Below are 26,637 nucleotides of genomic sequence, written 5' to 3'. Positions count from 1 at the left end.
AATGACGAGTTCGGATTTTATGCCAATGTAACCTTGCTGAATGCGTCCACTCCTTCCAGTGGTGCAACAGTCACAACGAGGGAATCCGTCACCCTGTCTTTGGTGACACGGCTTCAGGAGGGGAAGCAGGCGGGAAGTTGGAGAGAAAACGCCCTTTCTCCGACGAGAAAGGGCGTGATTTGTTTCAAGAGTACACAGTGCTTGCGTCGTAAAGGTTGTGAATGACGAAAGACGCGTGCTGATCCAGCGGATAACTGACGTATACCCAACCGTCGCCCTGAGTACGACCTTCGCTGGAGTTCCCGGAAACCTTGATAATCACTGGAACACCCGCAGCAGCTTGCCCCGTGAAGGTGGACACTGCAAGAACACCATACCTCCAATAGCCATGACCCCACTCCGCCGGCCCATAGCGTTGTGTTATTTTGACCTTGTTGTGTCCCAGAGACATCGGCAACTCCAAAGAGCTGAGATTCCACTCCAGCACCCTCAACCGCACTGAAAAGTTCCCGCTTTTCCTGCTGTCGACGCAATTGAACGTCCAGCTCGCACCGTTTGCTCCAAGTTTTTGGGGGATGCTCGGTTCGGGACTCACGACAACCTCTAGGCTTGCGGCTTCCTCGGTCACTTCCAGAATCACTTCCTTGCCTAACAACAGGCTGTGAGCTTTGGGCTGCACGGTGACGGTGTGCGTTGCACCCAGGCAGGGATACGCCGGATCGCCCCCGAATACCTTGGCAAAGGTATCAAAGTAGACGTCCACTTCCTCGCTCAGATCCTCAGCAATCATTCGCCCCGGCAACTGCCATTCCGGTAGTTTCGGGCTGATCAATTTCAAACCGAAATAACCACCTTCACCCGTGCCGGAAGTAATGGTCCAATGCACGGACTGCCCCTCTACCACCTCCTGCGGCGTGCCCAACGGCGGAGCGAAGTTCAGGCCGAGCGTCTCGGCTTCCCACAGGTCCTGCAGGGTGACACTGGAGCCAATCAACGGACTGGCGCTGTTGACCTTAAGCTCCAGGGCATAGGGTTTACCGCGTAACAGGGCAAGATCCCCGTTGGCGAGATCAACCTTCTCACCCGCCAGATACAGTTCGAATTCGTTTTCCCAGGCACTGTCCGCTAATGCAGTGACCTCAAAAAGCTCAGTAATCGCTACGCCCAGATTCGCAATGGTCAAATCTGCCTTGACGGTATGTTCACCCGCAGTGCCTGGCGTATAGAGATAGCGAGCCCAACCATTCGGGTCGGTAACGGTAATCGCCTTGACGGCTTGTTCGTCGACGATTTCCCACTCGACTTCCACCCCCTCGGCCACTTCACCGGTTACGCCGGACACGACCTGAACTCGCAAGAGCACGCTCTCGTGATTGCTCACCACGGGCTGGGCGAGCACAGGGCCAGCGTCGCTGAATCCGTATCGGGCGTCGACCACCTTAAACGTGCGTGGCTCGCTCCATGAAGAGCTGTCACCGTCGTCTGTCTGCTGCACCTCTATGATGTGCATACCGACGTCCCATGACTCCCTGGCGGTCCAGCGCCAGGATGTCACACCGTTGATGCTGGCAATCAGGTTCTCTGGATCATCCTCTCGACGCAGGAGTATCGTCCCCCGGGTTTCGCCTTTGCCTCTGATCGTGGGTTTGCGAGTGGTGGAACTGCCCGCTGTCGGCGCATCAATGACAGGTGTTTTCGGCGGCTCTTTTACGGTGAACGAGTGAGGCATGCTCCAGTCGGATTCGGTGTTACCACTCTTCTGTTTGACCTCGATGGCATTCGATCCAGGCACCAAGGGCGTCGTGACGGCGAACTCAAGCTCGCCCTGAGCGTCGGCAGTGTCCGAGTGCAACGGCGCCTCTGACCCCACGAGCCGCACAGTTATCAGTGCAAGGGGCAGGCCGCCGGTCACCCTGATGGGCGGACGCGTCGGGGTTTTTGACCCTGCCAGCGGCAGCGCGAATCGGGGGGCATCAGGCTTATCCTCCGCCTCCTCAACGGTGAAGGCGCATTCTTCGCTTGGATCGGACGGCACATCGTCCACGGTCTGCACGACCCGGACCTTGTTGGTGCCCGGCGCCCATTCCTCGGTCGGCGTGAAGGTGCTACCAGTCCCGCTGGTATTGAAGGTACCGTCAACCTCGACGTCCGCGTCATTGAACATCTGCAGGGTGGCGCCGGAATAAACGCCGGTAATGGTCAGTACCTGTTTAACTTCGGCCGGGTTGGGCGGGGGAGTGATCGCGGGCTTCGCCGGTTTCGCAGCAAACGTACACAGCTCGCTTGGATCGGACGGCACGCCGTTCACGGTTTGTACAACCTTCACCTTGTTGGTGCCTGGCGTCCATTCAGCGGCCGGCGTGAAGGTGCGAGAAACCCCCGAGGTGCTGAAGGTGCCGGTCACCTTGACGTCCGCCTCGTTGAACATTTCCAGGCTGACGGTGCCGGAAGAAACGCCGGTAATGGTCAGTACCTGTTCAGGTTCGGCCGGATGGGTTGGTTGAACGATCGCGGGCTTTGCTGGCTTCGCTGTAAACGTACACCAATCGCTTGGTTCGGACTTCCAGTTGTCCACGCTCTGCACAACCTTGACCTTGTTGGTACCCGGCGCCCATTGCGCCGTCGGCGTGAACGTGCGGCTAGTTCCCGAGGGACTGAAGGAACCGTCTACCTTGATGTCTGCCTCGTTGAACATTTCCAGGATAATGTATCCGACATTGTTGGGGGCAATACGCGTAACGGTCAGTTCCTGTTTGGGTTCGGCCGGGCTGGGGGGCTCAGTGATCGCCGGCTTGGGCAGTTTTACTATAAAAGCACACGTTTCGCTTTCAGTCGGAACGCCGGCCACGGTCTGACGGACCTTTACGATGTTGGCTAGAGGTTGCCATTCCCCGGTCGGTATGAAGGTGCGGGTCGTCCCGGTAGTACTAAATGTCCCGGGTACCTCCTTGTTTGCAAAGGTAAGTATCTCCAGCTCGACGGTGCCGGAAGACACACCCGTAATGGTCAGCATCTGTTTCTCATCGGCCGGCTCTGCGGGAGGGGTGATCGCCAGCTTCGTTGATCCCACTACAAACGTACACAGCTCGCTTGGATCGGACGGTACGCCGTTCACGGTTTGTACGACCTTGACCTTGTTGGTGCCTGGCGTCCATTGCGCAGTCGGCGTGAAGGTGCGAGAAACCCCCGAGGTGCTGAAGGTGCCGGGGACCTTGGTGCCCGCCTCATTGAACATCTCCAGGGTGACGGTGCCGGAAGAAACGCCGGTAATGGTCAGTACCTGTTCAGGTTCGGCCGGATTGGGTGGTGGAGTGATCGCGGGCTTCGCCGGTTTCGCTGCAAACGTACACAGCTCGCTTGAGTCGGACGGTACGCCGTTCACGGTTTGTACGACCTTGACCTTGTTGGTGCCTGGCGTCCATTGCGCAGTCGGCGTGAAGGTGCGAGAAACCCCCGAGGTGCTGAAGGTGCCGGGGACCTTGGTGCCCGCCTCATTGAACATCTCCAGGGTGACGGTGCCGGAAGAAACGCCGGTAATGGTCAGTACCTGTTCAGGTTCGGCCGGATTGGGTGGTGGAGTGATCGCGGGCTTCGCCGGTCTCGCTGCAAACGTACACAGCTCGCTTGAGTCGGACGGTACGCCGTTCACGGTTTGTACGACCTTGACCTTGTTGGTGCCTGGCGTCCATTGCGCAGTCGGCGTGAAGGTGCGAGAAACCCCCGAGGTGCTGAAGGTGCCGGGGACCTTGGTGCCCGCCTCATTGAACATTTCCAGGGTGACGGTGCCGGAAGAAACGCCGGTAATGGTCAGTACCTGTTTAGGTTCGGCCGGATTGGGTGGTGGAGTGATCGCGGGCTTCGCCGGTCTCGCTGCAAACGTACACAGCTCGCTTGGATCGGACGGTACGCCGTTCACGGTTTGTACGACCTTGACCTTGTTGGTGCCTGGCGTCCATTGCGCAGTCGGCGTGAAGGTGCGAGAAACCCCCGAGGTGCTGAAGGTGCCGGGGACCTTGGTGCCCGCCTCATTGAACATTTCCAGGGTGACGGTGCCGGAAGAAACGCCGGTAATGGTCAGTACCTGTTCAGGGTCGGCCGGATTGGGTGGTGGAGTGATCGCGGGCTTCGCCGGTTTCGCTGCAAACGTACACAGCTCGCTTGAGTCGGACGGTACGCCGTTCACGGTTTGTACGACCTTGACCTTGTTGGTGCCTGGCGTCCATTGCGCAGTCGGCGTGAAGGTGCGAGAAACCCCCGAGGTGCTGAAGGTGCCGGGGACCTTGGTGCCCGCCTCATTGAACATCTCCAGGGTGACGGTGCCGGAAGAAACGCCGGTAATGGTCAGTACCTGTTCAGGTTCGGCCGGATTGGGTGGTGGACTAATCACCGGCTTGGGCGGTTTCACTACAAACGTTTTAACAAGTGCCCAGTCTGACTGTTGTCCGGTGTTCTGCCCAATCTGTTTTGCAGTAATGATGTACGTATTGACGGCCCAGGGTGTGGTGGCGGTAACCGACCAGTCGCCCCCCGATTTAACCGTGGTGATCAGTTGAACGCCGCCGCCGCCCCCTGATTTCCAGATTTCAAGTGTGGCACCCGCTAATCCACCTGTTCCGCTAATGGTGGGTTTCCCATCGGCAGAAACGGTCACGTTGGAGATCTCGGGTTTAAACAGAACCGCAAAGCTGACAGTTTCCGCCCAGCCAGATGTCGAATTGTGCACGGTTTGCGAAGCCGTCAGGTTGAAAGGATCAGCCATCCACAAAGATTCAGTCAGCGGTGCCGTCCACGTATTATTGCTCAGCACTGGTGCGGTCGCGAAAATTACGGTACTGACACCGCTCTGATACAGTTTGATAGTGGCGTTAGCAACACCTGTTCCTTGTAGTGTTGGTCGAGCTGTCCTTACCACGCCAGGGTTGGTAATCGTTGGTGCAGGGGGGGCGTATGGAACGAGGCGCGCTACTTGTGCCGTGAAATCGCCGTTGGGTACATCGAATATATATTTAAAATATATAAGGGCATCCGCAACATTGCCAGTTACAGATCCGCCGCTAGTTATAGCGTGCCAGTTGGCATCTTGAATGGCGTCGTCATTGGTGATCTCTCTGTCTGTCCAGAGGCCATTCGACTTAAATCCAAAGATGATATTGCCCTTGTTTCTTCCGTTTCTGGAAACCTTGTAGCGCGTTGTTCTGCAAGTAAATTCAGTGCCAGATGGGTTCCACCAATACATGACTTCAAGTGTCGCCCAATTTAGATGATTGGGATGGGAAACAGTCAGTTCCAATACGTATGTGGAAAATGAATGGAAGTCTTCTTTTTCAGGGGCGACAATGTGAGAAATATCTGCCAGCCTTTCAGTGGTTTCGATATCGTCGGTATTAAATGCTTCTTTCTGTGTTTCGCCTGACTCATATTTTTCGATGCCGTCATTAGTATCCATTACTGACTTCCTGACTGTTTGTCGTGATCAAGCTAAACATGGCGATGTCGCCAAAAAATTTTTAAACCTTTGAATACCGATCTCGTCTGTTAAAATCACCTGTCATTTATGACAGTTCCGACAAGCGGTCATTCCGGATTGGCCATTTACAACACGGCGCTTTGGCAAATCGGTAATAGTTTTTATGGGGTGAGCGCACTCATTTATCTTGCAGTTCGCAATAAAAAATAGAGCGCTAGAATGAAATCGTTCTAAAAAAGCCATGTCAACCTGTCAGAACTGACAGGTTACACAGCGCTTATATGTCGCTAGTTTGATTCTGCCGGGCACCCAGCAAGGGCCCCCTTAATTTGGCAGGAGTACCCTTGATATGACCGTCGAAAACACCTCGTTGATGAATGCGCTCGTACCGAGCGACACTTCGCCAAAAAAAGGCCGGGCCGATTTCGAGACGGCCATGCAGAAAATGGGGGTCACCTCGGTTTTTGACATCGTTCGCCTGCCCAAACCCGCGTTCGCTCGGCAGCTTGCCAGACACAGCGACGCCAACGCCGATCTGGCCTACGACAATGCCATGGCCTATGCGGCGCTGATTGCGCGCTTGTACCGTGAATACAAGACTTCATCCGGTACTTTCCAGCAACTGGCAGAGCGTAGCGGTGTTCGCGCCCTTGTTCCGCTGGGGCCCACTTTTCCCAATCTGTTCAAGGAAAACTGGGACGAGTTCTGCAAGGTTGGAGCCATGGCCGCCATTGATTCGCCAGTGGCCTACCTGAGCGCGCAACGGGTATTTATCCAGCAGCTGGAAGCCACCAGCGACGCCCCCGAACGCATCTTGCTGGACAAGCGTCGCCCCGATCTGAACAGACTACTGATCACCCAGGACAGCACCTTTACCCCAAGGCCGATGCTGGAAATCGTCAACGCCGTGCTGGGCAGTAACTTGCGCACGTACCTGGATGGCATACCGGCAGACAATGCCAAATCCACTCAGCAAGTGCTGGCCGAGCGCCGCTTTCCCTTCGAGCTGCCCTACAATTTTTACCACCGGCAATGTCGGCTGGGTTTATCCGACAACAAACCCGGGTTGGGGGAGCTGAATTACCAGGCCAGTCTGTTGTTGCCAATCGAACAGGCTGCCACCAACCACTATGGCGAAGTCCAAAAGCCGGTGCTGCAAGCGCAGCGGCTGTTGTCAGGGCTGAGCCCACAGCAGCAGGCGCTGTTGATCGAACCCCCGGTGTTCAGCAATTTTTACCTGACGCGCAGTGATTTGACAGGCGGCTGGAGGAGCGCGGGCAGCACTTACCTGGCCCCTCACACGCCGTTGGGGACCTGTTTTTTGTTGCCATCAGGACAAGCAGACATTGGCGATGTTAACCCCAAGGCAGATACGCCTGCCGGAACTTCAGGGACAAACCTTGCGCCCGTGACCTTTCATAATGCGCAGCAAACCCAGACCGAAATCGTGACCCTGCAACTGAATTCCACCGCACCTGGTGTGACCAACAAGTGGTTACTTAATGGCTTGCACGCAGCCTCAGCGTCAACGACCACCTCGTTGATCACGGCCAATGCGCCGCTCCCTGAACTCGCTGGGGAGGGGTATACCGCTACCTTCGATCTGATCACCGCCACCGGCACCGTTACCGCCCCGGTGAGCCTGGCCAGACAACGCTTCACCCTCACGCTGGATGAGCAGTACAACCTGACGCCAACGGAAAAAGCCTTCTTCACACAGTCCTACGGCGTCGAAATATCAGACGGCTCGCCGCTATGGCGCATGGCTGAGCTGAACGACTTCATGCAACGCACTGGCCTGCACGCCGAACAGGTCGAAATGCTGCTCTCCCAACGCACCTACGCGGTGCGATTGTCACCCAACTGCCCCAGTAAAAATCTGCAACATGCAGGTGTGACAGTCCCGGATGTTCCCGACAAGGTGTTGCCGTTTCCCCACGCGTCCCACTATGGTGCCTGCTACGTCAACGGCACGGGTACCGGGTCGGACCTGTTTGACAGTCAAATCGCACCCACTCCCGAGTCGATCATCCGCGATCAGTTCGATAATTCCATGGGCCTGCAACAGGTCGAGGGTGGTACCAAGTCCTGGTACCTGACCAAAACCTCGCTTGATCGCTTTGATCGCCTGCAACGGATGGTTCGCCTGCAGCGCTGGACGGGCATCCCCTTCCCGAAACTGGACACCCTGATCATCTGTGCAATCCGGGCCGAGGGCGAAGCCAACCTGGGGATGGAGCTCAACGAAAACACCCTGCGCGCACTGGGGGTTTATCGCTACCTGAACCAGCGTCATGGCATCGATGCACAAGAGTTCGCCGCACTGATGCACGATTTGACGCCTTACGCGAGCGGCAAGGAGGTGCCGTTGTTCGATCAGGTGTTCAACCGGCTGCAACTGTTCGACACGCCGCTGGTCCTCGATCAAACGCCGCTCGATTTGAGCAGCGCGACGCCCGCCAACCAGAAAACCCTGCTGCAACTGTGTGCCGGCCTGGGTGTGCCGCCGACCGAAGACGGCTTGCTGTTGATCGCCAAACAGACCGAGCTGCACCTCCAGGCGCTCAAGCGTGACTTGCCCACTGTCTCGTCGCTCTACCGCCAGGCGCGGATCGCCCGGTTGTTCGGTTATTCGGTTGCCGACCTGCTCACGCTGACAGGCTTGCTAGGGGGGCAGCGCTACAAAACGGCACTGGCCAGCGGTCACCTGAGCCCACGAACAAGCGCTGACACTCCCGATATCCTCGATGTGTTGATGCAACTGGACTGGGCTGTCCGTTGGCTCAATGACAGTCAGCAAACGGTGGCGCAATTGCAGCGGCGCTTGGGGCCTGATGTGCCCCTTGCAGCCCGGTATGACCGTGAGGGCAATCGAGTGGTTCGTCCTCTTGACGCGCCGCTGTCCGATGACTTGCTCAAGCGTCTGATGACGTTGCAGGAGGACACCCGGCGTAGTGTCGTGACCGAGGAACAGGTCGCTGCTCTGGGCCTGCCCACCCATGACAACAAGCCAACGCCAGGTGAAATCAAATGGTACGAGTTGCTGATCAACCACTCGGTGCTCGATGCGCAAGGCCTGCTGCCCGTCCTTGATCGTGCGCTGAGTCTGATCGAGGAACCTGTCAGCTGGTTAAGGGCCGATGTCGACGAGTTGCTCGAGGCTCAGGATTTGAGTCCTCCGGTAAAACTGGCCTGCGCAGAAAAGCTCGTCGAGTTGCTGGCCGGCGCGTGCGAGCGGCAAACCCGGTTGCTCGAAGGGCTGTTCCAGGAAACCGCAAAGCTGCCGCCGGAGCGCAGCGTTGCGGTGATCCACTGGGCCGGTTCCTCGGTCTACACCCTGCTTGTTGACGCACTTGAAGAGGACGCGAGCCTGCTGATCGAGCCATTTCAACGCGTCTCGCGGCATGCCGAGATCGTCGTGCAACTGCGGTTGAGCAACAGCGCCTTACGCTTGTTTCGGGTCAACCCGGCCTGGCTGGGCGGCGATCAATACCCGGGCAGCAACAGCGAACCCTCGCTCGCCGACCTCTATCTGTTTGAACGCTTCAGCCATTGGTTGCATGCCCAGAGCCAATCGGAAGACCGCCTGTTGAGCTATTTCAGTCTCGCCAACCCGGCCGGGGACAAACTTAAAAACAAGGCCCTGCGCCAGATCGCCAATGAAACGGCCAATAGCGCATTGGCCCTGCTCCTGGAATGGCCTGAAAGAGAAATCGAGGTCCTGACCGACACCTTGCCGGAAAACCGCGCCCGTTCGATGGCGCAAGTGGACTGGATACGCCGATGCCAGGCGACCTGCCGGGCTAGCGGACTCTCTGCCCAGGCGCTGTTGCAAGCCACCGAACTGAATGACCAAAGCACTCTGGATGCCTGGAAAGCGGTCGGTGACGCGGTGATGGCTGCCAGCCCTGCCTCCGATTCATCACTTGCCATTGTTGATTAAGGAACGATCATGACGACTGCCTTCGACGCTCCACTCAATGAGTCTTTGCGCGACGCGATGCTCGCCCTGTATTTGCACGAAGCCGTGCCCAGTGATGAGTACCTGATCGAGCAAAAGCTCGCCAATCAGATCAAGACCGCCGACGACCTTTATGAGTTCTGGTTGCTGGACGTGCTGGTCAGCCAGAACGTGCCCACCAGTCCGGTCGCCTGCGCCATTGCCAGCCTGCAGCAGCTGGTCAACGGCATGATGCTGAACATGGAACCCGGTTACCACGACGATAGCCTCACGCCCGCGCAGACCAAGGCCTGGCGCGACGGTTTGAACCGTTACCCGATCTGGGCGGCCATGCAGCAATTGCACCACTTCCCGGACATCTACCTCGACCCGACCCTGCGCCTGACCAAGACCGACAGCTTCGAGCAGCTGGAAAACGACATCAACCAGGCGCAGATCCAGCCGGAGACGGTGCAGGCTGCGGTGTTGGCTTACCTCGCACGTTTCGAGGAAGTCGCCAACGTGAAGGTCTGCAACGGCTACATCGACGGTGAAGACTTCGCCAACAGCACCTACTATTTCATCGGCAAATCGCCCGCCGAAAACGCCTATTACTGGCGCTCGCTGGATATGTCGCAACGCCCGGTCAGGGCACCGGCCCAAGTGCCTGGCGAGATGCCGGACAAGTTCGACAAACCCCTGCCCAATGCCTGGGCGGACTGGCAAAGGGCCAACGTACCGATTTCGGAAAAGGCCCTGGAACACACGATTCGCCCGTGCTGGTTCAATAACCGGCTGTTCGTGATCTGGGCCGAGGTGGAGTATCAGGACACGGATGCGATCGCGCCCGAGGGGGAAGCGGACACAACCGTCAAGGTGAATCCGCGGTTCCGTTTATACGCCAGCTACAAGAAATACGATGACAGCTGGAGCACGCCACGGGTCTACATCGAAAGCTATTGCCAGACCGCCGAGCTGATCAAAAAAACGCCGGAACAGATCGAGCGGGAAACCCAGACGATCGCCGTGTATGACCATTCAACATCCCCTGAGTCGATGTTTATTGCCTTGTACTCTAATTACGTTGGCGACGACGGCGACGAGACCGGCAGCACCGACACTTACGACTTTTTGAGAACCCGGCGTATCGACAAGAACTTCCACGTATCGACGCTGTTTCCGCTATCGGGGGTGGTCAAGAAGGTCGCGCAGGGCACGATGCTCCTGGATGCCAACGAAGATGGGGAGGGCAGGGCACATGTGCAGTCGATCGGCCGTTTGTTTGCCAGAGCTAACGTTGATCGTTTCCACTATTGGCTTCCTACCGGAACCCCGAAATTCGGTACCGTGACGGCACCTGAACCTGGTGATTATCCAGTGACCGATGTCTGGAACTATCATGGGTTTCAGTCGAAGATTGAAGATAGCAGAAAAGACCAGGATCTTATATATGATCGAACCAGCTCAACTATAGAGTTGGTCGTCAGGCAGGGGGAAGGTTTTCCAGGTGTTCTGCATACAACGATTGTCTTCGTTAATAAAAATGTTCCCATTCTAAAGTTGACGTTGATGTATTTGGAGTCGGAGCGTGGGGCGACCTACGCGTCGCTACTCGAGGGGTCGAAGATAGAACCACTTGGCACGGATTTGATGGATGTGGACCAGGGTTCATTTAGCATTCTTGTCAAAAAAAACAATTACAGCTTGATTGCCAACCCAGGTGATGGCCTTCGTTTCGCAGTGCCCAGGACTGCCATGGGGGGGGCTGCCTCCCTGGAAGGCAAGGCGCTTCTGCTATCTAATCTTGAACTTTTATATAAGAGGAAGTTTGAGTTTTTCTTCAGGAGAGGCACTCCGCAAGCTCCTGATTATTCGTTTGATGGGTACAACTACTTTAACGATCGAGTCGGTTACCAGCTAGTGGTCATGCACCCGCAGGATGTCGAAACGCAAGCATGGCCTGAAAAGTTTGAGGAAATTCGGCCACTGTATTCTACGTCCATCGTCACAAGCCTGGCCAAGGATTCGACGTTCAAGGTCTCTTTCTCGGTCGACCAGATTTCTCTTCAACCGGAGGGGTGGGAGGTGGACTGGCCCGACGATAAGGAAACATTCAATATTCCTCTTATTTATGGAGTGTTGATCTACCATCCGATCCCGTCGACCAACGACTGGACGTTGAAAGGCGGCGCCCTTAAAGCGCTGAGAATGAGGTGGGGCGAGTCTTTGGATGCAACGCAGCAGATTGCGCCCTGGATCAATAACGAGTTCGATAGCCAGTCTCTGGGCACGGCTCAATTCATTGATTTCACGGGTTCAAGCATCGCATTAGCCGAGATGGACAAACCACGAACGGTACTTCGGGCTCCCATCCGCATGAACACCACCTTCGCCCGGCAGTTGATCGAACTCGCCGAGTCCGGTATGGAGCCATTATTGAGATGGGAGACCCAGACCCAGCGCACAGAACCGCCGATTCCCAACGGTCTCGGCAGCGAGCCGATGGACTTCTCGGGTGCATATTACCTGTATTTCCTTGAGCTGTTCCTGTATCTGCCGTGGCTGGTGGCGCACCGCTTGAACGAAGAGCAACAGTACGACGAAGCCAAACACTGGTTGTCCTTTGTGTTCGACCCTGCGCGCCAGAGCGTCGACCCGGGGCATCCCGGCTATTGGCAGGCCGTGCCGTTGGAGGAGCCCGTATGGCCCGGCCCCGTAGACCCGAGCCAGGCGATTTTGTACCCGGACGACCCGCACCAGATTGCCCTCAGTTTCCCGGTGCACTTTCGCAAGGCCCTGTATGGACTCTACATCGACATTGAGAGCAACCAGGCTGACCAGGCCTATGGGGAATTGACGCCGGACGGGTTGGCGCAGGCCAAGCTGCGTTATGTGCATATCCTGGATTTGCTGGGCAAGCGGCCCGATGTCCGGCAGGTAGACGACTGGGAACCGATCACGCTGGGCGCGTTGAGTTCTGCGACGAATGACGACCTGCGTGGGTTCGAACAACAGTTGATCGCGGCCCAACGGGTTTTTCAGCAAGACCCGCCCTTGCGCATCGGCAAAGCCCCTGCCTCGCAGGTCGCCCCGCTGTTGTGCCTGCGACCTTATGCCGATGACTCCTCCCTATCGAGTGCGGACAACCCCTACTTGCGCCGCCCCTTCAACCCCGAACTGATCCAGCGCTGGGACCGGGCCGAAAGCCGCCTGTACAACCTGCGGCACAACCTCGACATGGCGGGCAATGCCTTGAATTTGCCGCTGTTCGCTGCGCCATTGGATCCGCGCGCGCTGCTCGCGGCCCGGGGCCAGGGGTTATCCGGTGCAGCGCTGAGCCGACTGCTGAGCCCGCAGATTCCCCATTACCGCTTCAATTTCATGTTCGCCCTCGCACAGAATGCGGTGGACAGCGTGATCCAGTTCGGCTCGACCCTGTTGTCATTGATCGAGCGTAAAGAGCAGGCGCAGTACCTGGAGATGCAACAGCAACAGGCCTGGAATCTGGCGAAAGTGGCTGTGGATATACAAGCCCAGGCCGGGAAGATTGACGAGGCCAACAAGACAGCGCTGGAGGCCAGTCAGGCCGTCATCGCGGGGCGGGTCAGCTATTACGAGAAGCTGGTGGACGAGGGTGTCAGCTTCGGAGAAATGGCCAGCGGTGCCTTGCATCTTAGAGGTCGTTTGCTGGAGGCCGGGACGGGCCCGCTGGGGTTTGCCGGCGAAGTCGCCAAGGTGCCGCCGAACACCTTCGGGATGGCGAACGGTGGTCATCGCCTTGAAGGTATTTTCCAGGCTCCCATGCACTTATTGCAAGCCGGCGCCACTGTTTCCCATGGCGCAAGCGAAGCCATCGGGCTTTACGAGCAATACCGTCGCCGTGCGCAGGAATGGACCCAGGCCCGCGACCAGGCACGACTCGAAGCCAAACAAATCAAAGCCCAACTGGCCGTCTTTGAGGAGCAACACAAAGCGACTCAACTGCAACTGCGTCAGGCGCAAACCGCATTGAACCAGGCCAAGGCCACCCATGACTTCCTGCTGAGCAGTAACCGTTTCAGCAAGTCCCAGACCTATGACTGGCTCAACAGCAAGTTCGCCAGCTTCTACTACAGCGCCTACAACACCGCTCAATCGCTGTGCCAGGCGGCCGAAGCCTGCTGGCAGTACGAAATGGGCGATTTCACTCAGACCTTTATCCGGCCCGGGGCATGGAACAGCAGTTACCGCGGTCTCGGCGCCGGGGAAGAGCTGAAAATGAGCCTGCAGCAGATGCACGCCGAGTACTTGAAAAACAACAGGCGCGACCTGGAAATTCGCAAGACCGTGTCGTTGAAGGCTTTGCAGGCCAAGGATCCTGGTTCAACGATCAACAAGCCCTGGGAGGGAGATGACGGAATTGAAAAAGCCCTGAAGACCACGGGGACCTGTGAATTCGAGTTGACGCAAAAAATGTTCGACGATGATTACGCGGGCCAGCATCACTACCTGCGACGGATCAAAACGATCAGCGTGACCCTGCCCGTCACCGTTGGCCCCTATCAAGATATCTGCGCCGTTCTGAACCAGACTTACAGCAAGGTTGAAATGTCGTCGACTGTTGGCCAAACAGTCAAAGAGAACCTGAGGGCGAGCCAGCAGATCGCGCTCTCTCATGGTGTCGATGACAACGGCCAGTTCCAGCTCAACTTCCAGGATGAACGCTACCTGCCGTTCGAATACACCGGGGCGGTTTCCCGCTGGAGCCTGACCTTCCCCAACCCGGATGCCCAGGCGGCCATGCTGGCGTCTCTCAATGACATCATCATTCACGTTTTCTACACCGCCAGATGTGGCGCAGGCTCGCTATGAACGAACAAGCCCCGCTCGAAATCAACGCGCCCGCACCGATGTTCCCGGGGCGCGGTTTTGTCCCGGCGCTAGGGCGCAAGGAGCGATGAACCATAAGTGCATGCAAATGAATCCTGCTATTGATTCACAGACCCCGCACCTGACTGTCACCGACAGCCGTGGCTTGCCGATACGCCAGATTGCGTACTGTCGGCGGGATGTCAGCGAGCTGATCGCTGAGGCGCGGGTCACTACCCGGCAACATGATGCCGCCGGGCGCGCGATTGCGCAGCGAGATCCGCGGTTGGCGACGGACGCTTTGGCCTGCGCCAACCTGGCCACGATTTATTCCCTGTCCGGCAAGGTACTGAGCACGACCAGCGTCGATGCCGGGTGGCGGGTCAGTCTGTTGGGCGAAGCGGATCAGCCGGTGCTGTTTTGGGATGGCCGTGGCAGTCAGCGCCGAAACGAATACGACGATCAGTTACGCCCGCTGGCAGTGTTTGAACAGGCGGTTGATGGCCAGCCCATGTGCACGGAGCGTTATGGCTATGGCGGTGCCGATCCGGTATCCGCCGCGCACAACCAGTGCGGACAACCGGTTCGTCACGATGACCTGGCGGGTACGCAGGTGTTTGCCGAGTTTGGCTTGACGGGCGCAGTGCTGGAGCAGACCCGGCATTTTCTGCGCGAACTGGATTCCCCCGACTGGCCGCAGCGTGTGGCGGAACGAGACAAGCTGCTTGAAACAGGAGTTGGCGCCACGACCCGCTCGGGTTTCAGTGCGCTGGGCGAGGTGGTTGAGCAGACTGATGCCAAAGGCAACCGACAGTATTTCAGCCAGACCGTCGCCGGCCAGTTGGGGGTGGTTCGTCTGCAACTGGCGAACGACACCACGCCGAAAACCCTGGTCAGCGCCATTCAATACAACGCCCATGGCCAGGTCGGACGGGAAGTCGCCGGCAATGACGTGATCACCACCCTCGAATACGCCGCCGAGGATGGGCGTCTGAAACGCCTGGTGTCCCGTCTCGGCCAGCATGATCTTTTACAGGATTTGCGCTATGCCTACGACCCGGTGGGCAACGTGTTGAGCATCGAAGACGCTGCTCTGCCGATACGTTATTTCGCCAACCAGCGCATCGAGCCGATCAACCGTTACGGCTATGACAGCCTTTATCAACTGATCGAAGCCTCGGGGTGGGAGGCGGGCGCCGCCAATCAAGGCCCGTCTTCATCCTCGGCCGCCGATTTCGCAGCAGTTGGCACCTACCGCCAGACCTACCGCTACGATGCCGGCAACAACCTGCTCGAACTGGCCCACGTCGGCCCGCAGAACCACAGTCATCGCCTGATGGCCGACACTCACAGCAACCGCTGTCTGCCGGTGCGCGATGGCGTGGAGCCGGGTGAAGAGGATTTTCGTAACGGCTTCGACGCAAACGGCAATCTGCGGCATCTGCAACCGGGACAAGCGCTGGGTTGGGACGTGCGTAATCAACTGTGCGAAGTGCGACCGGTAGAACGCGAGGACGACCCCGATGACAGCGAACGCTACGTGTATGGCGCCGATGGCATGCGGGTACGCAAAGTCCGCTCATTGCAAACCAATGCACAATCCAATGTGATCGAAACCCGTTACCTGCCGGGGCTGGAGATCCGCACCCACAGTGGCACCGGCGAGGCGCTGCACGTCATCGTGGTCTCGACCGGGCGCGGCAGTGTGCGGGTGTTGCATTGGGCGGCAGGGCCACCGCAGGACATCGCCAACAATCAGCAGCGCTACAGCCTGACGGATCACTTGGGGTCGAGCACGCTGGAGCTGGATCAGGATGCCAGCATCATCACCCAGGAACGGTATTACCCGTTTGGCGGCACGGCCTGGTCGAACGGCGAGGGGGTGCAGGTCAGCTACAGGACTGTGCGGTATTCGGGCAAAGAGCTGGATGCGACGGGGCTTTATTACTACGGGTTCAGGTATTACGTGCCGTGGATGCAGCGCTGGTTGAATCCTGATCCGGCACGAGAAGTTGATGGCTTGAACCTGTATCGCGTCGTTAGAAATAACCCTGTAAAGCTTGTAGATGAAACCGGACTCTATCCAAACTTGCCCGTGCCATCCGCAGAGGATGCTGCGTATTTCGATGATTTTTTATCGAGTTCCAGATTCAAAGAGTTTATCGATATGCGAAAGGAAATGAACGCGCTGGGATCCGGGTTTAGTGTGTTAGGGGTAGTTGTGCCTAACCCTTTTAAAAGAAAAGACAGCGTTTTTGATTCCAGGGAAAAGTTGCAGGCTGCAGACTACCCGATAAAAAACGGGTTGCTTTACAGGGCGCACCTGGCCGATGTTTCGACGATCCAAGGTAAAGGACTCCTCAGAAACCAGACGCTTCAGGCTACGCCGGATGACTACAAAGAATACATTGCTGATGTGTTCAAACATACCGCCGGGACAGGCAGTGCGGGGGCTATTTTGTCATTGAGCACTAAACGTGATGTTGCAAAATCATTTTTGACGGAGCAAAAGTCTCTGGTGACGATTGATTTGAATAAGCTGGAGCCGGAGCTTGCCAGGAATTTCATGACGGTACCGGAGATAATTTCAACCTATGCGGGGATGATGCTCCGTGAGCAACGAATTGAACAACTGGATTTGATAAAAGCTTTAGACCAATTGAATAATAAAGAGTACGAGGTATTTTTTATGGGACAAGATGCCGGTCTGAATATCGGTGAAGTGCCTTCGAGGGCAATCAGTGCGGTCAAATCCAAAGCGAGCAAGAGTAGCCAACCCGTCACGGGCGTTCTATCGGTGGCGTGAGCAAAAAGCCCCCACCCCAGCCACTGCGGATAGAGGCGCAGTGGCTGGGGTGGGGGCTTCTTGTGTTACCGGTCAAATCACTGCGCGATGGTTTTCACCGACACGCCGCGTTCGATCGGGTTGGAACGACCGTAGATATCTTCAAACCGCTCGATATCGTCTTCGCCCAGGTAGCTGCCCGATTGCACTTCGATGATCTCGAGTGAAATCTTGCCCGGGTTACGCAAGCGGTGGACCGAAGCGATCGGAATATAGGTCGACTGGTTTTCAGTCAGCAGGAACACGTTTTCGTCGCAGGTCACTTCGGCAGTGCCACTGACCACGATCCAGTGTTCGGCGCGGTGGTGGTGCATTTGCAAGGACAGGCACGCGCCCGGCTTGACCGAGATGCGCTTGACCTGGAAGCGGCCGCCCATGTCCACCGAGTCGTAGGAGCCCCACGGACGATAGACTTCGCAGTGGGTCTGGGTTTCGCTGCGGCCTTGCGCGTTGAGGGTGTTGACCATCTGTTTCACGCCCTGGACCTTGTCCTTGTGGGCGATCATCATGGCGTCCTTGGTTTCGACGACCACGATGTTTTCCAGGCCGATCACCGACACCAGCTTGCCGTTGCCGTGGATCATGCAGTTCTTGCTGTCCTGAATGACCACGTCGCCTTTGGTGACGTTGCCGTTGGCATCTTTCTTGTTCACTTCCCACAGCGACGACCAGCAGCCGACATCGCTCCAGCCCGCAGTCAGTGGCACGACGCAGGCGCGCTGGGTTTTTTCCATGACCGAATAGTCGATGGAGTTGTCCGGGCAGCAGGCGAAGGTCGCGGAATCGATGTCGACGGTGTCGGCATCCTGTTCGCTGCGTTCCAGGGTCAGGACGCAGGTGTCGTAGATGTCCGGATCGTGTTTTTTCAGCTCTTCGAGGAAGCGGCTGGCGCGGAACAGGAACATGCCGCTGTTCCAGAAGTAACCGCCGGACTGGACGAACTCGGTGGCGCGTTTCACGTCCGGTTTTTCGACGAACTGCGACACACGGCTGACACCTTCGGGCAGCAGCGAGTCGTTGGTCGACTTGATGTAGCCGTAGCCGGTTTCCGGTTTGGTGGCCGGTACGCCGAACAGCACCATTTCGCCGTTTTCGGCAGCGACGGTGGCCAGGGCCAGGGCGCGTTGCAGGGCTTTCTGGTCTTCGAGCACGTGGTCGGCCGGCAGGACCAGCATCAATTCATCGCGACCTTCATTGACCAGCATCATCGCAGTCAGGGCCACCGCTGGCGCAGTGTTGCGACCGAAAGGCTCCATCAGGATGCGCTGGGTGTCCAGGTTACGGGCCAGCAGCTGCTCGTTGACGATAAAGCGATGGTCCTTGTTGCAGACCACGATCGGGGTGTCCATGCCTTCGAACACCAGGCGTTCCAGGGTTTGCTGGAACAGCGTGTGTTCGCCGGTCAGGGCGAGGAACTGCTTGGGGAATTGTTTACGCGAAAGCGGCCAAAGACGTGAGCCGCTACCACCTGACAAAATCACCGGAATCATGTTGTTACTCCTTGAAAATCGTTTGGGTCAGAGCTACTGCGTTCTGTCGTTTCACTCTTGTTCTTGTTCCGTGTCCTGATTGACGCCTCGATCCTTGTGGGAGCTGGCTTGCCTGCGATGGCATCAACTCGGTGCATCTGTAGCACCGAGTCGCCTGCATCGCGGGCAAGCCCGGCTCCCACAGGAAAATGGGTCAACCGGGCAAATGTTTTAGCGCGTCGAAACCGGGCGTTTTACCCAGACTGGCGACAGGCTGCTGCCGTTGCCGGTGACGTACAGCACGGCGGCTTCACCGCGTTCCAGGGCAACCGGTTTCACGTCGCCGACTTTCTTGGCGCCATCGTATAGCGCCAGGCTGACTTTGACCGGGTTGATTTCACGCTCGCCACGGCCCTTGGCGGCCACGCTTGGCACGACTTCGGTCTTGCCGTCGGCGGTTTTCAGGGTCAAGGCCTTGTCGCTCAGGTTCTGTACGCGAACCAGGGATTTCTGCTTGTTCTTGAATGGCGGCTCTTCGATCAGTTGCGGCGCGCCGCTGGCGTTGTTGACCAGGGTGTAATAGTGGTCACCGGCCAGTTTCACCGGCAGGGTCTGGCTGCCGACCTTGGCGCTGTAGTCGCCACCGGGCATGAAGCTGAAGTCGGTGCTGGACAACGGCGCGACTTCGGCCAGGTTGGTGCTGCCGACGGTGGCGCTGACTTCAGCGTTGCCGGCATTGTAGACACGCACGAAGCTCGAGCCTTTCGGTGCGGTCGGGCCGTAGAGCGCGCCGTCACCAGCGAAAGCCTGCATGGACAGGACGCTCATGCCAGCGACGAGAGCGAAAGTCTTGGCGAGACGGCGAGGAGTAGTAGTGAAAGTCATGGTGTACCTCTCTTTCAGTTTTGCGCCCGGTCGGGCGTCTCGGATTTAGTGTTGTTAATTGCAACGTTTTGTTGGTTTACGCCGGCTTCTTTGAGCTCTGCGACCCACTGCGGGTCGGCGTCACCGATTTCGTTGTTCACAGGCAGATAACGTTCAGGAAACTCCCAGATCAGCACCTGTGGCGGGCTGTTCTTGAAAGCATCGCTTTGGAGATAGCTGAGCATCGGCAGAATCGGGCCGTGGCCGTCTTCGGCGTAATTGACCACGTCGCTCTTCAGCGCTTCTTTCAGCGCTCCGACGAAGTTCCAGTTAGGGTTGGCGCTGTAGCTGGTGCCGATCAGGGCCACCGGTACTTCAGTGTTGGCGAACAGGGCGTCGTCACCGCCAGCCTGACCATCAGCGACAACGGTGTTGCGCTTCTGCAAGGGCTCGGTGGCCGGCATCAGGTTCTCGAACAGCGGATCGAGCGGCAGGAACAAGCGCAGGTCGCCCTTGTGCGTGACCTTTTCCGCCGGTTCAGTCACGAAGCGTTGCGGCTCACCGCTCAGCGGCGTCTTGTCGGCAATGGTCCTGGCCAGGGTCTCGGCGGCGATTTGCGCGCCTTCCGGGGTCCAGTGGGTGTCGGTGCGCAGGAATACTTGCTGACCGTCCAGCTTGCCCTTGAGCAGCGGGCCGAGCAGGTCGGGGGCAATCACCTTGTTGGCCGCGACACGGGCATGGAAATCCTGATAGAGGTTGGCGTGGATGCTCGAAGGCTTCACGTCACCCAGGTGCTCCGGGTACAGGCGAGTCTTGGCCGGCACGATCGCCATCACCAGTTTCACGCCTTTCTCTTTCAGGGTCTGGCGCACGCCTTCGACCAGTGCGTAGTTGCCTTGCAGGTTCAGCTCTTCGTTGACGATCGGGTTGAATTCCTCATCGCTGTACAACCACTGGTCGCGACCGAGCACGACGCCCGGACGACCTTCGTTGAACAGTTTGAAATCCAGCGCGGCCCAGAGATTGGTGCCCAGGCGCTTGATCGGAAACTCTTCGTCGTAGTGGGTCTCCACGGCTTTCGACCAGCGGCCGTTGAGCACCGTCGCTTCGGCATTGGTGCTGAAGCCGAGGAAGCTGCGCGTGGACCACAGGCCCAGGGCCAACAGCGTCAGCATGAACAGGGCGATGTAGAAGATGCGTAATGAGCGGGTCATGGTCAGATCCCTCAGAACTGGAAGTAAAGGAACGGCGAGAAGCTTTGCGCCGAGAGTTTGAGAATCGAGGCAATGAACAGCAGCAGCACCAGGGCGCGCATCACGTAACGCGACCAGTTGGCGGTCCAGTAGGCCGGTTGCACGGTCGCTTCAACGCCGACGGTGTAGCCAGGCTCGTGGATGCTGGCCGGGTTGTCGCCCGGTACGGCCTTGATCATTCCTGGTTGTGCAGTGGCCGGGCCATTGGCTTCGACGTTCGCGGCAGGCTTGGTCTTCTCCGGTGGCAGGTTGCTGTAGAAATCACGGATGCCGAAGAACGCCAGGGTTGCGTACGCCACCACCAGGGTCGCCACTTGCAGGCCGGTGAGGCTGGCCTGGTTGAGTTCCGACAGCGACCATTCGCCGAAGCTGAACATCGCGCCGTACATGCGACCGGCGACGTGCAGGTTTTCCGCGCGGAAGATCACCCAGCCCATGACAACGAGCAGGAAAGTCAGCGCCCAGCGGATCGGGTTGATGCTGCGCGGCGAGGTATTCAGGCCGAGGGCCTTTTCAATCGCCAGCCACATGCCGTGCCAGGCGCCCCAGACGATGTAGGTGATGTTCGCACCGTGCCACAGACCACCGAGCAGCATGGTCAGGAACAGGTTGCGATAGGTCATCAGCGTTCCTTTACGGTTACCGCCGAGGGTGATGTACAGGTAGTCACGCAGCCAGGTGGAGAGGCTGATGTGCCAGCGCCGCCAGAACTCGGTGATCGACTGGCTGATGTACGGCTGCTTGAAGTTTTCCATGAAGCGGAAACCCATCATCAAGCCCAGGCCGATGGCCATGTCGCTGTAGCCGGAGAAGTCGAAATACAGCTGCGCGGTGTAGGCCAGTGCGCCGAGCCAGGCGTCGCCCGTGGTCGGGTTCTGCAGGGCAAAGCAATGGTCGGCCACCACCGCCAGGGTGTCGGCGATGAAGACTTTCTTGATGAAACCCTGCATGAACCGCGTGCAGCCCTCGGAGAACTTGTCGAGGGTGTGGGTGCGGTTGTTGAACTGGTCGGCCAGATCGCGGAAGCGCAATACCGGGCCGGCGATCAGGTGCGGGAAGATCGCGACGAACGCAGCAAAGTCGATCAGGTTGCGGGTCGCCGGGGTGTCACCACGGTAGACGTCGATGATGTAGCTGATGGACTCGAAGATGTAGAACGAGATCCCGATCGGCAACAGCACGTGGGTCAGGATGAACGGCGACAGACCGACCGAAGTCATCATCGCGTTGATGCTGTCGACGCCGAAGTTGGCGTACTTGAAGTAGCCCAGAATGCACAGGTCGACGCCCACGCCCAGGAGCAACCAGCGCTGCGCCGGTTTGGTCCTGACGCCTGCGGCACCGACTTTGAGGCCGATCCAGTAGTTCCACAGCGTAACGGCGGCGAACAGCGCCAGGAAGTCCACACGCCACCAGGCATAGAACACATAGCTGGCGATCAGCAGCAGCAGGTTGCGATAGCGTATTCCGCTCAGGTAATACATGCCGAGAAAGATCGGCAAGAACAAAAACAGGAATACATTGGACGAAAATACCATCCCGATCTCTCCGTGTTTAACCAACAGTCAAGGGCCGCAGCCCCCCCAAACCCCCCACCGAAAACCGGGGGACACATCACACAAAATTCATGTCTTGCACTAAACCTGTGGGAGCAGCCGGTCGACGCTCGATTGCTCGCGATGACTGAGTGCCAGTCGACATCAATGTTGAATGTCAGACCGCAATCGCGAGCAAGCTCGCTCCCACAGGGTTTTGCGTTCGCTCTAGGAACCTTTGCCTTTGGCGTTAGCCGGGTCGTAGACCTTGGTCAGGTCACCCCCGAGGCGGAAGGTCTTGAACGGCTGCATCTCGTGTTTCTTCTCCAGCACATCCGGCGAGCAGGTGTAGAGCGAGCAGAACGGTTCGAGCCAGGCGAATTTCGAATCGACCTTGAGGTCGGTCATGTCCTGTTCCTTGCCGCTCTTCTCTTCGAACTCGTCCTGGTCTTCAACCCCGGCAAGCACGCGGTCACCCAAACGTTTCAACGCACCGTTGTTTTCCTGACGCAGATCCACACCGTTGACCTGGGCGAAGCTGGCGATCATCGCCAGCGGCGGCAGGGCATAGTTGTGATAGGCGAGGGCGCGTTGCTGGCGCTTGAGCTCGTTGGGCAGGTAACCCTGGGCGTCGATTTGATTGGCGCCGACCTTGAATTCCTTCACCGACCAGTCGAACAGGTCGCGGCGGTTGGTGGCGATGGAGGTTGCCATCACCGACCACGCGGACCAGTACGAGTGGTTGTTGGTTTTTTCCAGCGGCAGGTTGTCCCAATCGCTCACTACCTGATCAGCCATCTTGCTGAACCAGGCTTCGATCAGTTGCGATTCCTGCTGATGATTCGCCAACGGATGCGAGTCGGAGAACTTCAGGCGGACATAGGACGACGCCATGCTGCCCAACGCCCATTTGCGCATGGACTTGCCGGTGTGGTTGAAGTCCTTGGACATCAACGCATCGGCCTTGGCCCAGGCGGTCAGCCAGTTCAGCGTACATTCAAGCTGTTCCGGACGACCGTCACGCATGTACTGCATCACGCGCTTGCTGACGCCGCGCTCAATCTTGGTGATGTCGGCAGTGGTGTCGCGGAAGGCTTTTTCCGATGCCTCGTTCAGGGTCGAACGGGCCTTGTCGGAGCCTTCGTACTTGCTGCGAAACTGCAGTGAGCCGGTGTAGGGCGTCGGCATTGCATCACAGCCTTCGCTCTTGTCACCGGTTTTGACTTTTTCAATCGGCGCGAAATAACCCTGGGGTGGACGCAGGGGCGCGGCGGCCTGAGTCGCCCCGGCAAACATGGCCAGGGTCAACAGGGACGGTGCGATCAATTTTTTCAAAGTTCGGGTTTGCATAGTTGCCTCTATTGCCCGGCTTGAGCGGTACGCTGCCCAGTGCCAGGGAACACGTTGCGTTTGCATATCTTCGCTTCGACTTTCTGCGGCGCGGCACCTGCTTCAGGGCCCTGGACTTCGACGGCCAGCAGATTCTGCGAGCCCCAGTCTTCGTCCGTGCGCAACTCAAAGGCGAAACGCCCGTCGGTGTCGGAGGTTTCCGGCTTTTCGATCTTGATGTCCTCGTGGCGACCGTTCATGTACCAGAGGGTGGCTTGCAGGGTTTTCACCGACGGATCGGCGAAGCGGATATCAACCTGGTGGCTGCTGTTCTGCAGGTTCAGGTTCTTGCTGTTGACCATCAATTCGTTCTTGCCCGGTTTCAACGTCGTGCTGCCGGTCATCTGTGCATCCTTTCCTTCGCAACCGTTGTCCAGCAGCGCCATCATCTGGCGGTAGGTGGTTTCCTGGTCGAGGCGATAGAGCGGCGAGAATTCCCAGATCAGAATCTTCGGCGGCTTGGTCTGGAACTCTTCGCTGCCCAGGTACTGCAGCATCGAACCTTCCAGGCCACCGCCGGGGAACGCCACGTTGAGGATGTCGGCGCCGATGGCCTCCTGGAGGAAACCGGCGAAGTTGTAGTTCTTGCCACTGTGGCTGGTGCCGACCAGGGTGATCTCCGGATTGCCGGAATCACTGAACAGATCGCCATCGCCTGCTTCGCCCTTTGGCTCGGTGGTGAACTGATCCATGTACTGGATCGCGTAGCTGGTGCCACAGAGTTGACCGGCCATGTTGTGTAATGTTCCGGTCTTACCCATGCGACCCGACTTATGGGTCTCGAATTCACGCTTGGGAATGTCGGCGAAGCCCGGAATCTGCTTGACCTTTTCGGCGACGATTTTTGCCGTGCGCTGGGCGCCATACGGGGTCCAGTGCTGGTCGCCGCGGAAGTAGAAGTCGTGGGCCGGCAGGGTGTCGGGCAGCGATTCATTGGTCAGTGGCGACAGGTCCGGTACGACGTAGCCCATCTGCGCGAAACGGCCGAGCATGGTCTTGTAGTTCTTCAGCGCCTTGTCAAAATCGAATTGGGCTTTCTCTTCCGGGTTCAGCTTGTTGCGATTCACCAGGCCACGAGTAGGTTGATAAACAACAACGAGCTCCACGCCTTTGCTCTTGAACGCATCGTGCAGCTCTTTCATGCGTTTGTAGCCGGCGGGGGTGGTATCGAATTCGGTGCGCAAGTCTTCCTGGGTCCGGAACAGCCAGTCACCCTGGGCCTGTACCAGCGTGGTGAAGTTCTGCTGGTAGCGCGTGGTGTAGTTCTTGGCGTCGTGGGCTTCGGGGCACAGGTTGCAGCACGGCTCGGCGCTGAAGCTTGGCGCTTTGGCTTCATCGGCCCGCGCACCGGCGCTGGCCGCGAGAATGCCGGCGGCCAGGGCCGACAGGCTGAGTAATTTGATCAAGTGTGGGCGCATAAAATTATCCTCAGTCCTGCATTTCGGTCTGGCGTTCGACAGGGTCGATCAGCACGGCTTTCTGCTGGCGCACCAGCAGGTCGAGAATTTCATCCTGGCGCTCGCCAAGAATCCCGTTGAAGCTGATGCCGCTGGATTTGGTCGGCGCGAGCATGGACACGCGATACAACTCGACGCTCAGCGGCGAGTCGATGGACAGCGGTCCGCTGCCGTTGCCGGCCAGTTCGCCACCGACGACGATCAGGGACACCTGGGCGTCGAACGGATCGAGGTCGATGTCCCGGTCGGTGTCGCTCAGGTCCTTGATGTGGCCGTAGACACCGGTCAGGCCGTTGGCCATGGCCAGGTTTTCGTAGAGGCGGATGTTCACGCTGTTACGAATCCGGATGCCGTGGCGGCGATTGCTGATCACCTTGTTGCCCCACAAGAGGTTGTTGCCACTCTCGTAGAGGGTGATGCCGTCGGTGTGGTTCTTGTAGATCTCGTTGTAGGCGATCAGGTTGTTCACGCTGTTACGGTCGATCACCAGGCCCGACAACTTGTTGTCGTAGCTGCGGTTGTTGAAGATGAAGCTGTCGTTGACCTCACGGGAAATGATGATCCCGTGCTTCTTCTTGGTCCCGTACACCGTGTTGTCGGCGATGATCAGACCGTGCGAGCGGTCATGGGGGTCAATGCCGTAGACGATGTTGTCTTTGTAGGTGTTGCCCTTCACCACGAAGTCTTCGGTTTCGTAGCAGTAGAAGCCGTACCACATGTCCGAGAACTCGGAATCGATGATCCAGCCGGTCGGTTCAGCGCGCTTGAGCACCTTGGCCATGTTCGGCGTGTACTGCGAGATACTCACGCCGTAGGACTTACTGTTGGCGTAGCCGAAGCTGGCCATCTTGCTGTTGGCGATGTAGGTCTGGGTGCCGCCCCAGGCCAGCAGGAACGGACGGAATTCCTTCGCCGACTTGAAGGTCGCCGGGCCGTTTTCCTTCTCGCGCCAGCCGGTGATCTTGGTATCGTGCACAAACAGCTGGCCGTCGTTGACCAGGAACGAGCCGGCTTCCTGGGACAGGCGCAATTCCTGGGTCTGCTTGTCGATTTCCAGGATGCCCTTGTTCCCGACCACGATCGGCAACTTCGCCAGGAACACACCCGGCGAGGTTTCGCTGAAGTACTGCTTGGGTACCTTCTTCGCCAGGTCCTTGAGGTTCATGTAGCCGTCGTCGACGAAGATCGCCTGCGGGATGCCGTGCTGACGCACCACCCACTCGGCCATCTTGTTGTCGCCGCCGATGAAGTCCTTCAGGGCGTCTTCCTGCATCATCCGACGCACACTGATTTTGCCAGGCTTGGTGCGCACGATTTTCGCGGCAACGGCCTCGGCGGTGTAGCCGGAGGTGTCCGGCAGTTTCGGCTTTTCCATCTCCAGCGGCGCGATCGGGGCGCTGCTGACGGTATAGGTCTTGGCCTGTTGCAGCTCCTTGGCCACGGTGGCCGGCTTCCCTGGTTGGGGGGGTGCCGGTTCCACGCTGGCGAAGGCCGCCGAGCTTGCCAGCAGCATCGCGCCGGCCAGCAAGGTGATCGAGCCTCTCTTCGGACTGTTCATGTGAGGAACTCC

General features: G+C 58.1%; 11 protein-coding genes. 3 read left to right on the top strand and 8 right to left on the bottom strand.

Translation table 11 applies throughout. The features are described from left to right. Positions 1-184: 184 nt before the first annotated feature. A complete protein-coding gene (locus ACA067_RS27525) occupies positions 185-5,446 on the bottom strand; it encodes an Ig-like domain-containing protein (RefSeq protein ID WP_497459367.1) in 5,262 nt (1,753 codons plus the stop codon). Positions 5,447-5,816: 370 nt separating this feature from the next. Here ACA067_RS27525 and ACA067_RS27520 point away from each other — a divergent pair, with 370 nt between their 5' ends. The 3 genes from ACA067_RS27520 (at position 5,817) to ACA067_RS27510 (ending at position 17,061) form a co-directional block, all read left to right on the top strand. Then, positions 5,817-9,410, top strand: a complete 3,594-nt coding sequence (locus tag ACA067_RS27520; protein WP_497459366.1) for a Tc toxin subunit A — start codon at positions 5,817-5,819, stop codon at positions 9,408-9,410. Positions 9,411-9,455: 45 nt separating this feature from the next. Continuing rightward, positions 9,456-14,258 (top strand): Tc toxin subunit A-related protein, encoded by a 4,803-nt coding sequence (locus tag ACA067_RS27515; RefSeq protein WP_497459365.1) that lies wholly within the window; start codon positions 9,456-9,458, stop codon positions 14,256-14,258. A gap of 100 nt (positions 14,259-14,358) precedes the next feature. Next, on the top strand, positions 14,359-17,061 hold the full coding sequence (locus ACA067_RS27510; RefSeq protein WP_497459364.1) for an RHS repeat domain-containing protein: 2,703 nt from the start codon (positions 14,359-14,361) through the stop codon (positions 17,059-17,061). Between the two features lie 77 nt (positions 17,062-17,138). Here ACA067_RS27510 and ACA067_RS27505 read toward each other — a convergent pair whose 3' ends face one another. The 7 genes from ACA067_RS27505 to algG form a co-directional block, all read right to left on the bottom strand. Next, positions 17,139-18,590 carry a mannose-1-phosphate guanylyltransferase/mannose-6-phosphate isomerase gene (locus tag ACA067_RS27505; RefSeq protein ID WP_497453915.1) on the bottom strand — a complete coding sequence of 484 codons (1,452 nt, stop codon included), beginning with the start codon at positions 18,588-18,590 and terminating at the stop codon, positions 17,139-17,141. Positions 18,591-18,800: 210 nt separating this feature from the next. Continuing rightward, entirely contained in the window at positions 18,801-19,454 is a 654-nt protein-coding gene (locus tag ACA067_RS27500; RefSeq protein ID WP_497459363.1) for an alginate O-acetyltransferase AlgF, read from the bottom strand. A gap of 14 nt (positions 19,455-19,468) precedes the next feature. After that, complete coding sequence (locus ACA067_RS27495) at positions 19,469-20,647, bottom strand: alginate O-acetyltransferase (RefSeq protein ID WP_497459362.1); 1,179 nt, start codon at positions 20,645-20,647, stop codon at positions 19,469-19,471. Between the two features lie 11 nt (positions 20,648-20,658). Further along, the gene (locus ACA067_RS27490) at positions 20,659-22,224 is read right to left on the bottom strand and encodes an MBOAT family O-acyltransferase (protein WP_497459361.1); all 1,566 of its coding nucleotides are present in this window, start codon (positions 22,222-22,224) and stop codon (positions 20,659-20,661) included. 225 nt (positions 22,225-22,449) lie between these two features. Continuing rightward, positions 22,450-23,571 (bottom strand): mannuronate-specific alginate lyase, encoded by a 1,122-nt coding sequence (locus ACA067_RS27485; RefSeq protein WP_497459360.1) that lies wholly within the window; start codon positions 23,569-23,571, stop codon positions 22,450-22,452. An 8-nt stretch (positions 23,572-23,579) separates the two neighbouring features. Then, on the bottom strand, positions 23,580-25,028 hold the full coding sequence (locus tag ACA067_RS27480; RefSeq protein ID WP_497459359.1) for an alginate O-acetyltransferase: 1,449 nt from the start codon (positions 25,026-25,028) through the stop codon (positions 23,580-23,582). A 10-nt stretch (positions 25,029-25,038) separates the two neighbouring features. Beyond that, positions 25,039-26,625, bottom strand: coding sequence for a mannuronan 5-epimerase AlgG (algG, locus tag ACA067_RS27475; RefSeq protein WP_497459358.1), 1,587 nt, complete (start codon positions 26,623-26,625; stop codon positions 25,039-25,041). Positions 26,626-26,637 lie beyond the last annotated feature (12 nt).

This window comes from Pseudomonas sp. LBUM1674 (genome assembly GCF_059695635.1).
Note: the sequence above shows the minus strand (reverse complement) of the source record. Positions and strands in the feature narration are given on the sequence as shown.

What these genes read in the sequence shown, in the direction of transcription:
- ACA067_RS27525 (WP_497459367.1), bottom strand. Translation starts at nt 5,446, where the DNA reads ATGGATACTAATGACGGCATCGAAAAATATGAGTCAGGCGAAACACAG.
- ACA067_RS27520 (WP_497459366.1), top strand. Translation starts at nt 5,817, where the DNA reads ATGACCGTCGAAAACACCTCGTTGATGAATGCGCTCGTACCGAGCGAC.
- ACA067_RS27510 (WP_497459364.1), top strand. Translation starts at nt 14,359, where the DNA reads ATGCAAATGAATCCTGCTATTGATTCACAGACCCCGCACCTGACTGTC.
- ACA067_RS27505 (WP_497453915.1), bottom strand. Translation starts at nt 18,590, where the DNA reads ATGATTCCGGTGATTTTGTCAGGTGGTAGCGGCTCACGTCTTTGGCCG.
- ACA067_RS27500 (WP_497459363.1), bottom strand. Translation starts at nt 19,454, where the DNA reads ATGACTTTCACTACTACTCCTCGCCGTCTCGCCAAGACTTTCGCTCTC.
- ACA067_RS27495 (WP_497459362.1), bottom strand. Translation starts at nt 20,647, where the DNA reads ATGACCCGCTCATTACGCATCTTCTACATCGCCCTGTTCATGCTGACG.
- ACA067_RS27490 (WP_497459361.1), bottom strand. Translation starts at nt 22,224, where the DNA reads ATGGTATTTTCGTCCAATGTATTCCTGTTTTTGTTCTTGCCGATCTTT.
- ACA067_RS27485 (WP_497459360.1), bottom strand. Translation starts at nt 23,571, where the DNA reads ATGCAAACCCGAACTTTGAAAAAATTGATCGCACCGTCCCTGTTGACC.
- ACA067_RS27480 (WP_497459359.1), bottom strand. Translation starts at nt 25,028, where the DNA reads ATGCGCCCACACTTGATCAAATTACTCAGCCTGTCGGCCCTGGCCGCC.
- algG (WP_497459358.1), bottom strand. Translation starts at nt 26,625, where the DNA reads ATGAACAGTCCGAAGAGAGGCTCGATCACCTTGCTGGCCGGCGCGATG.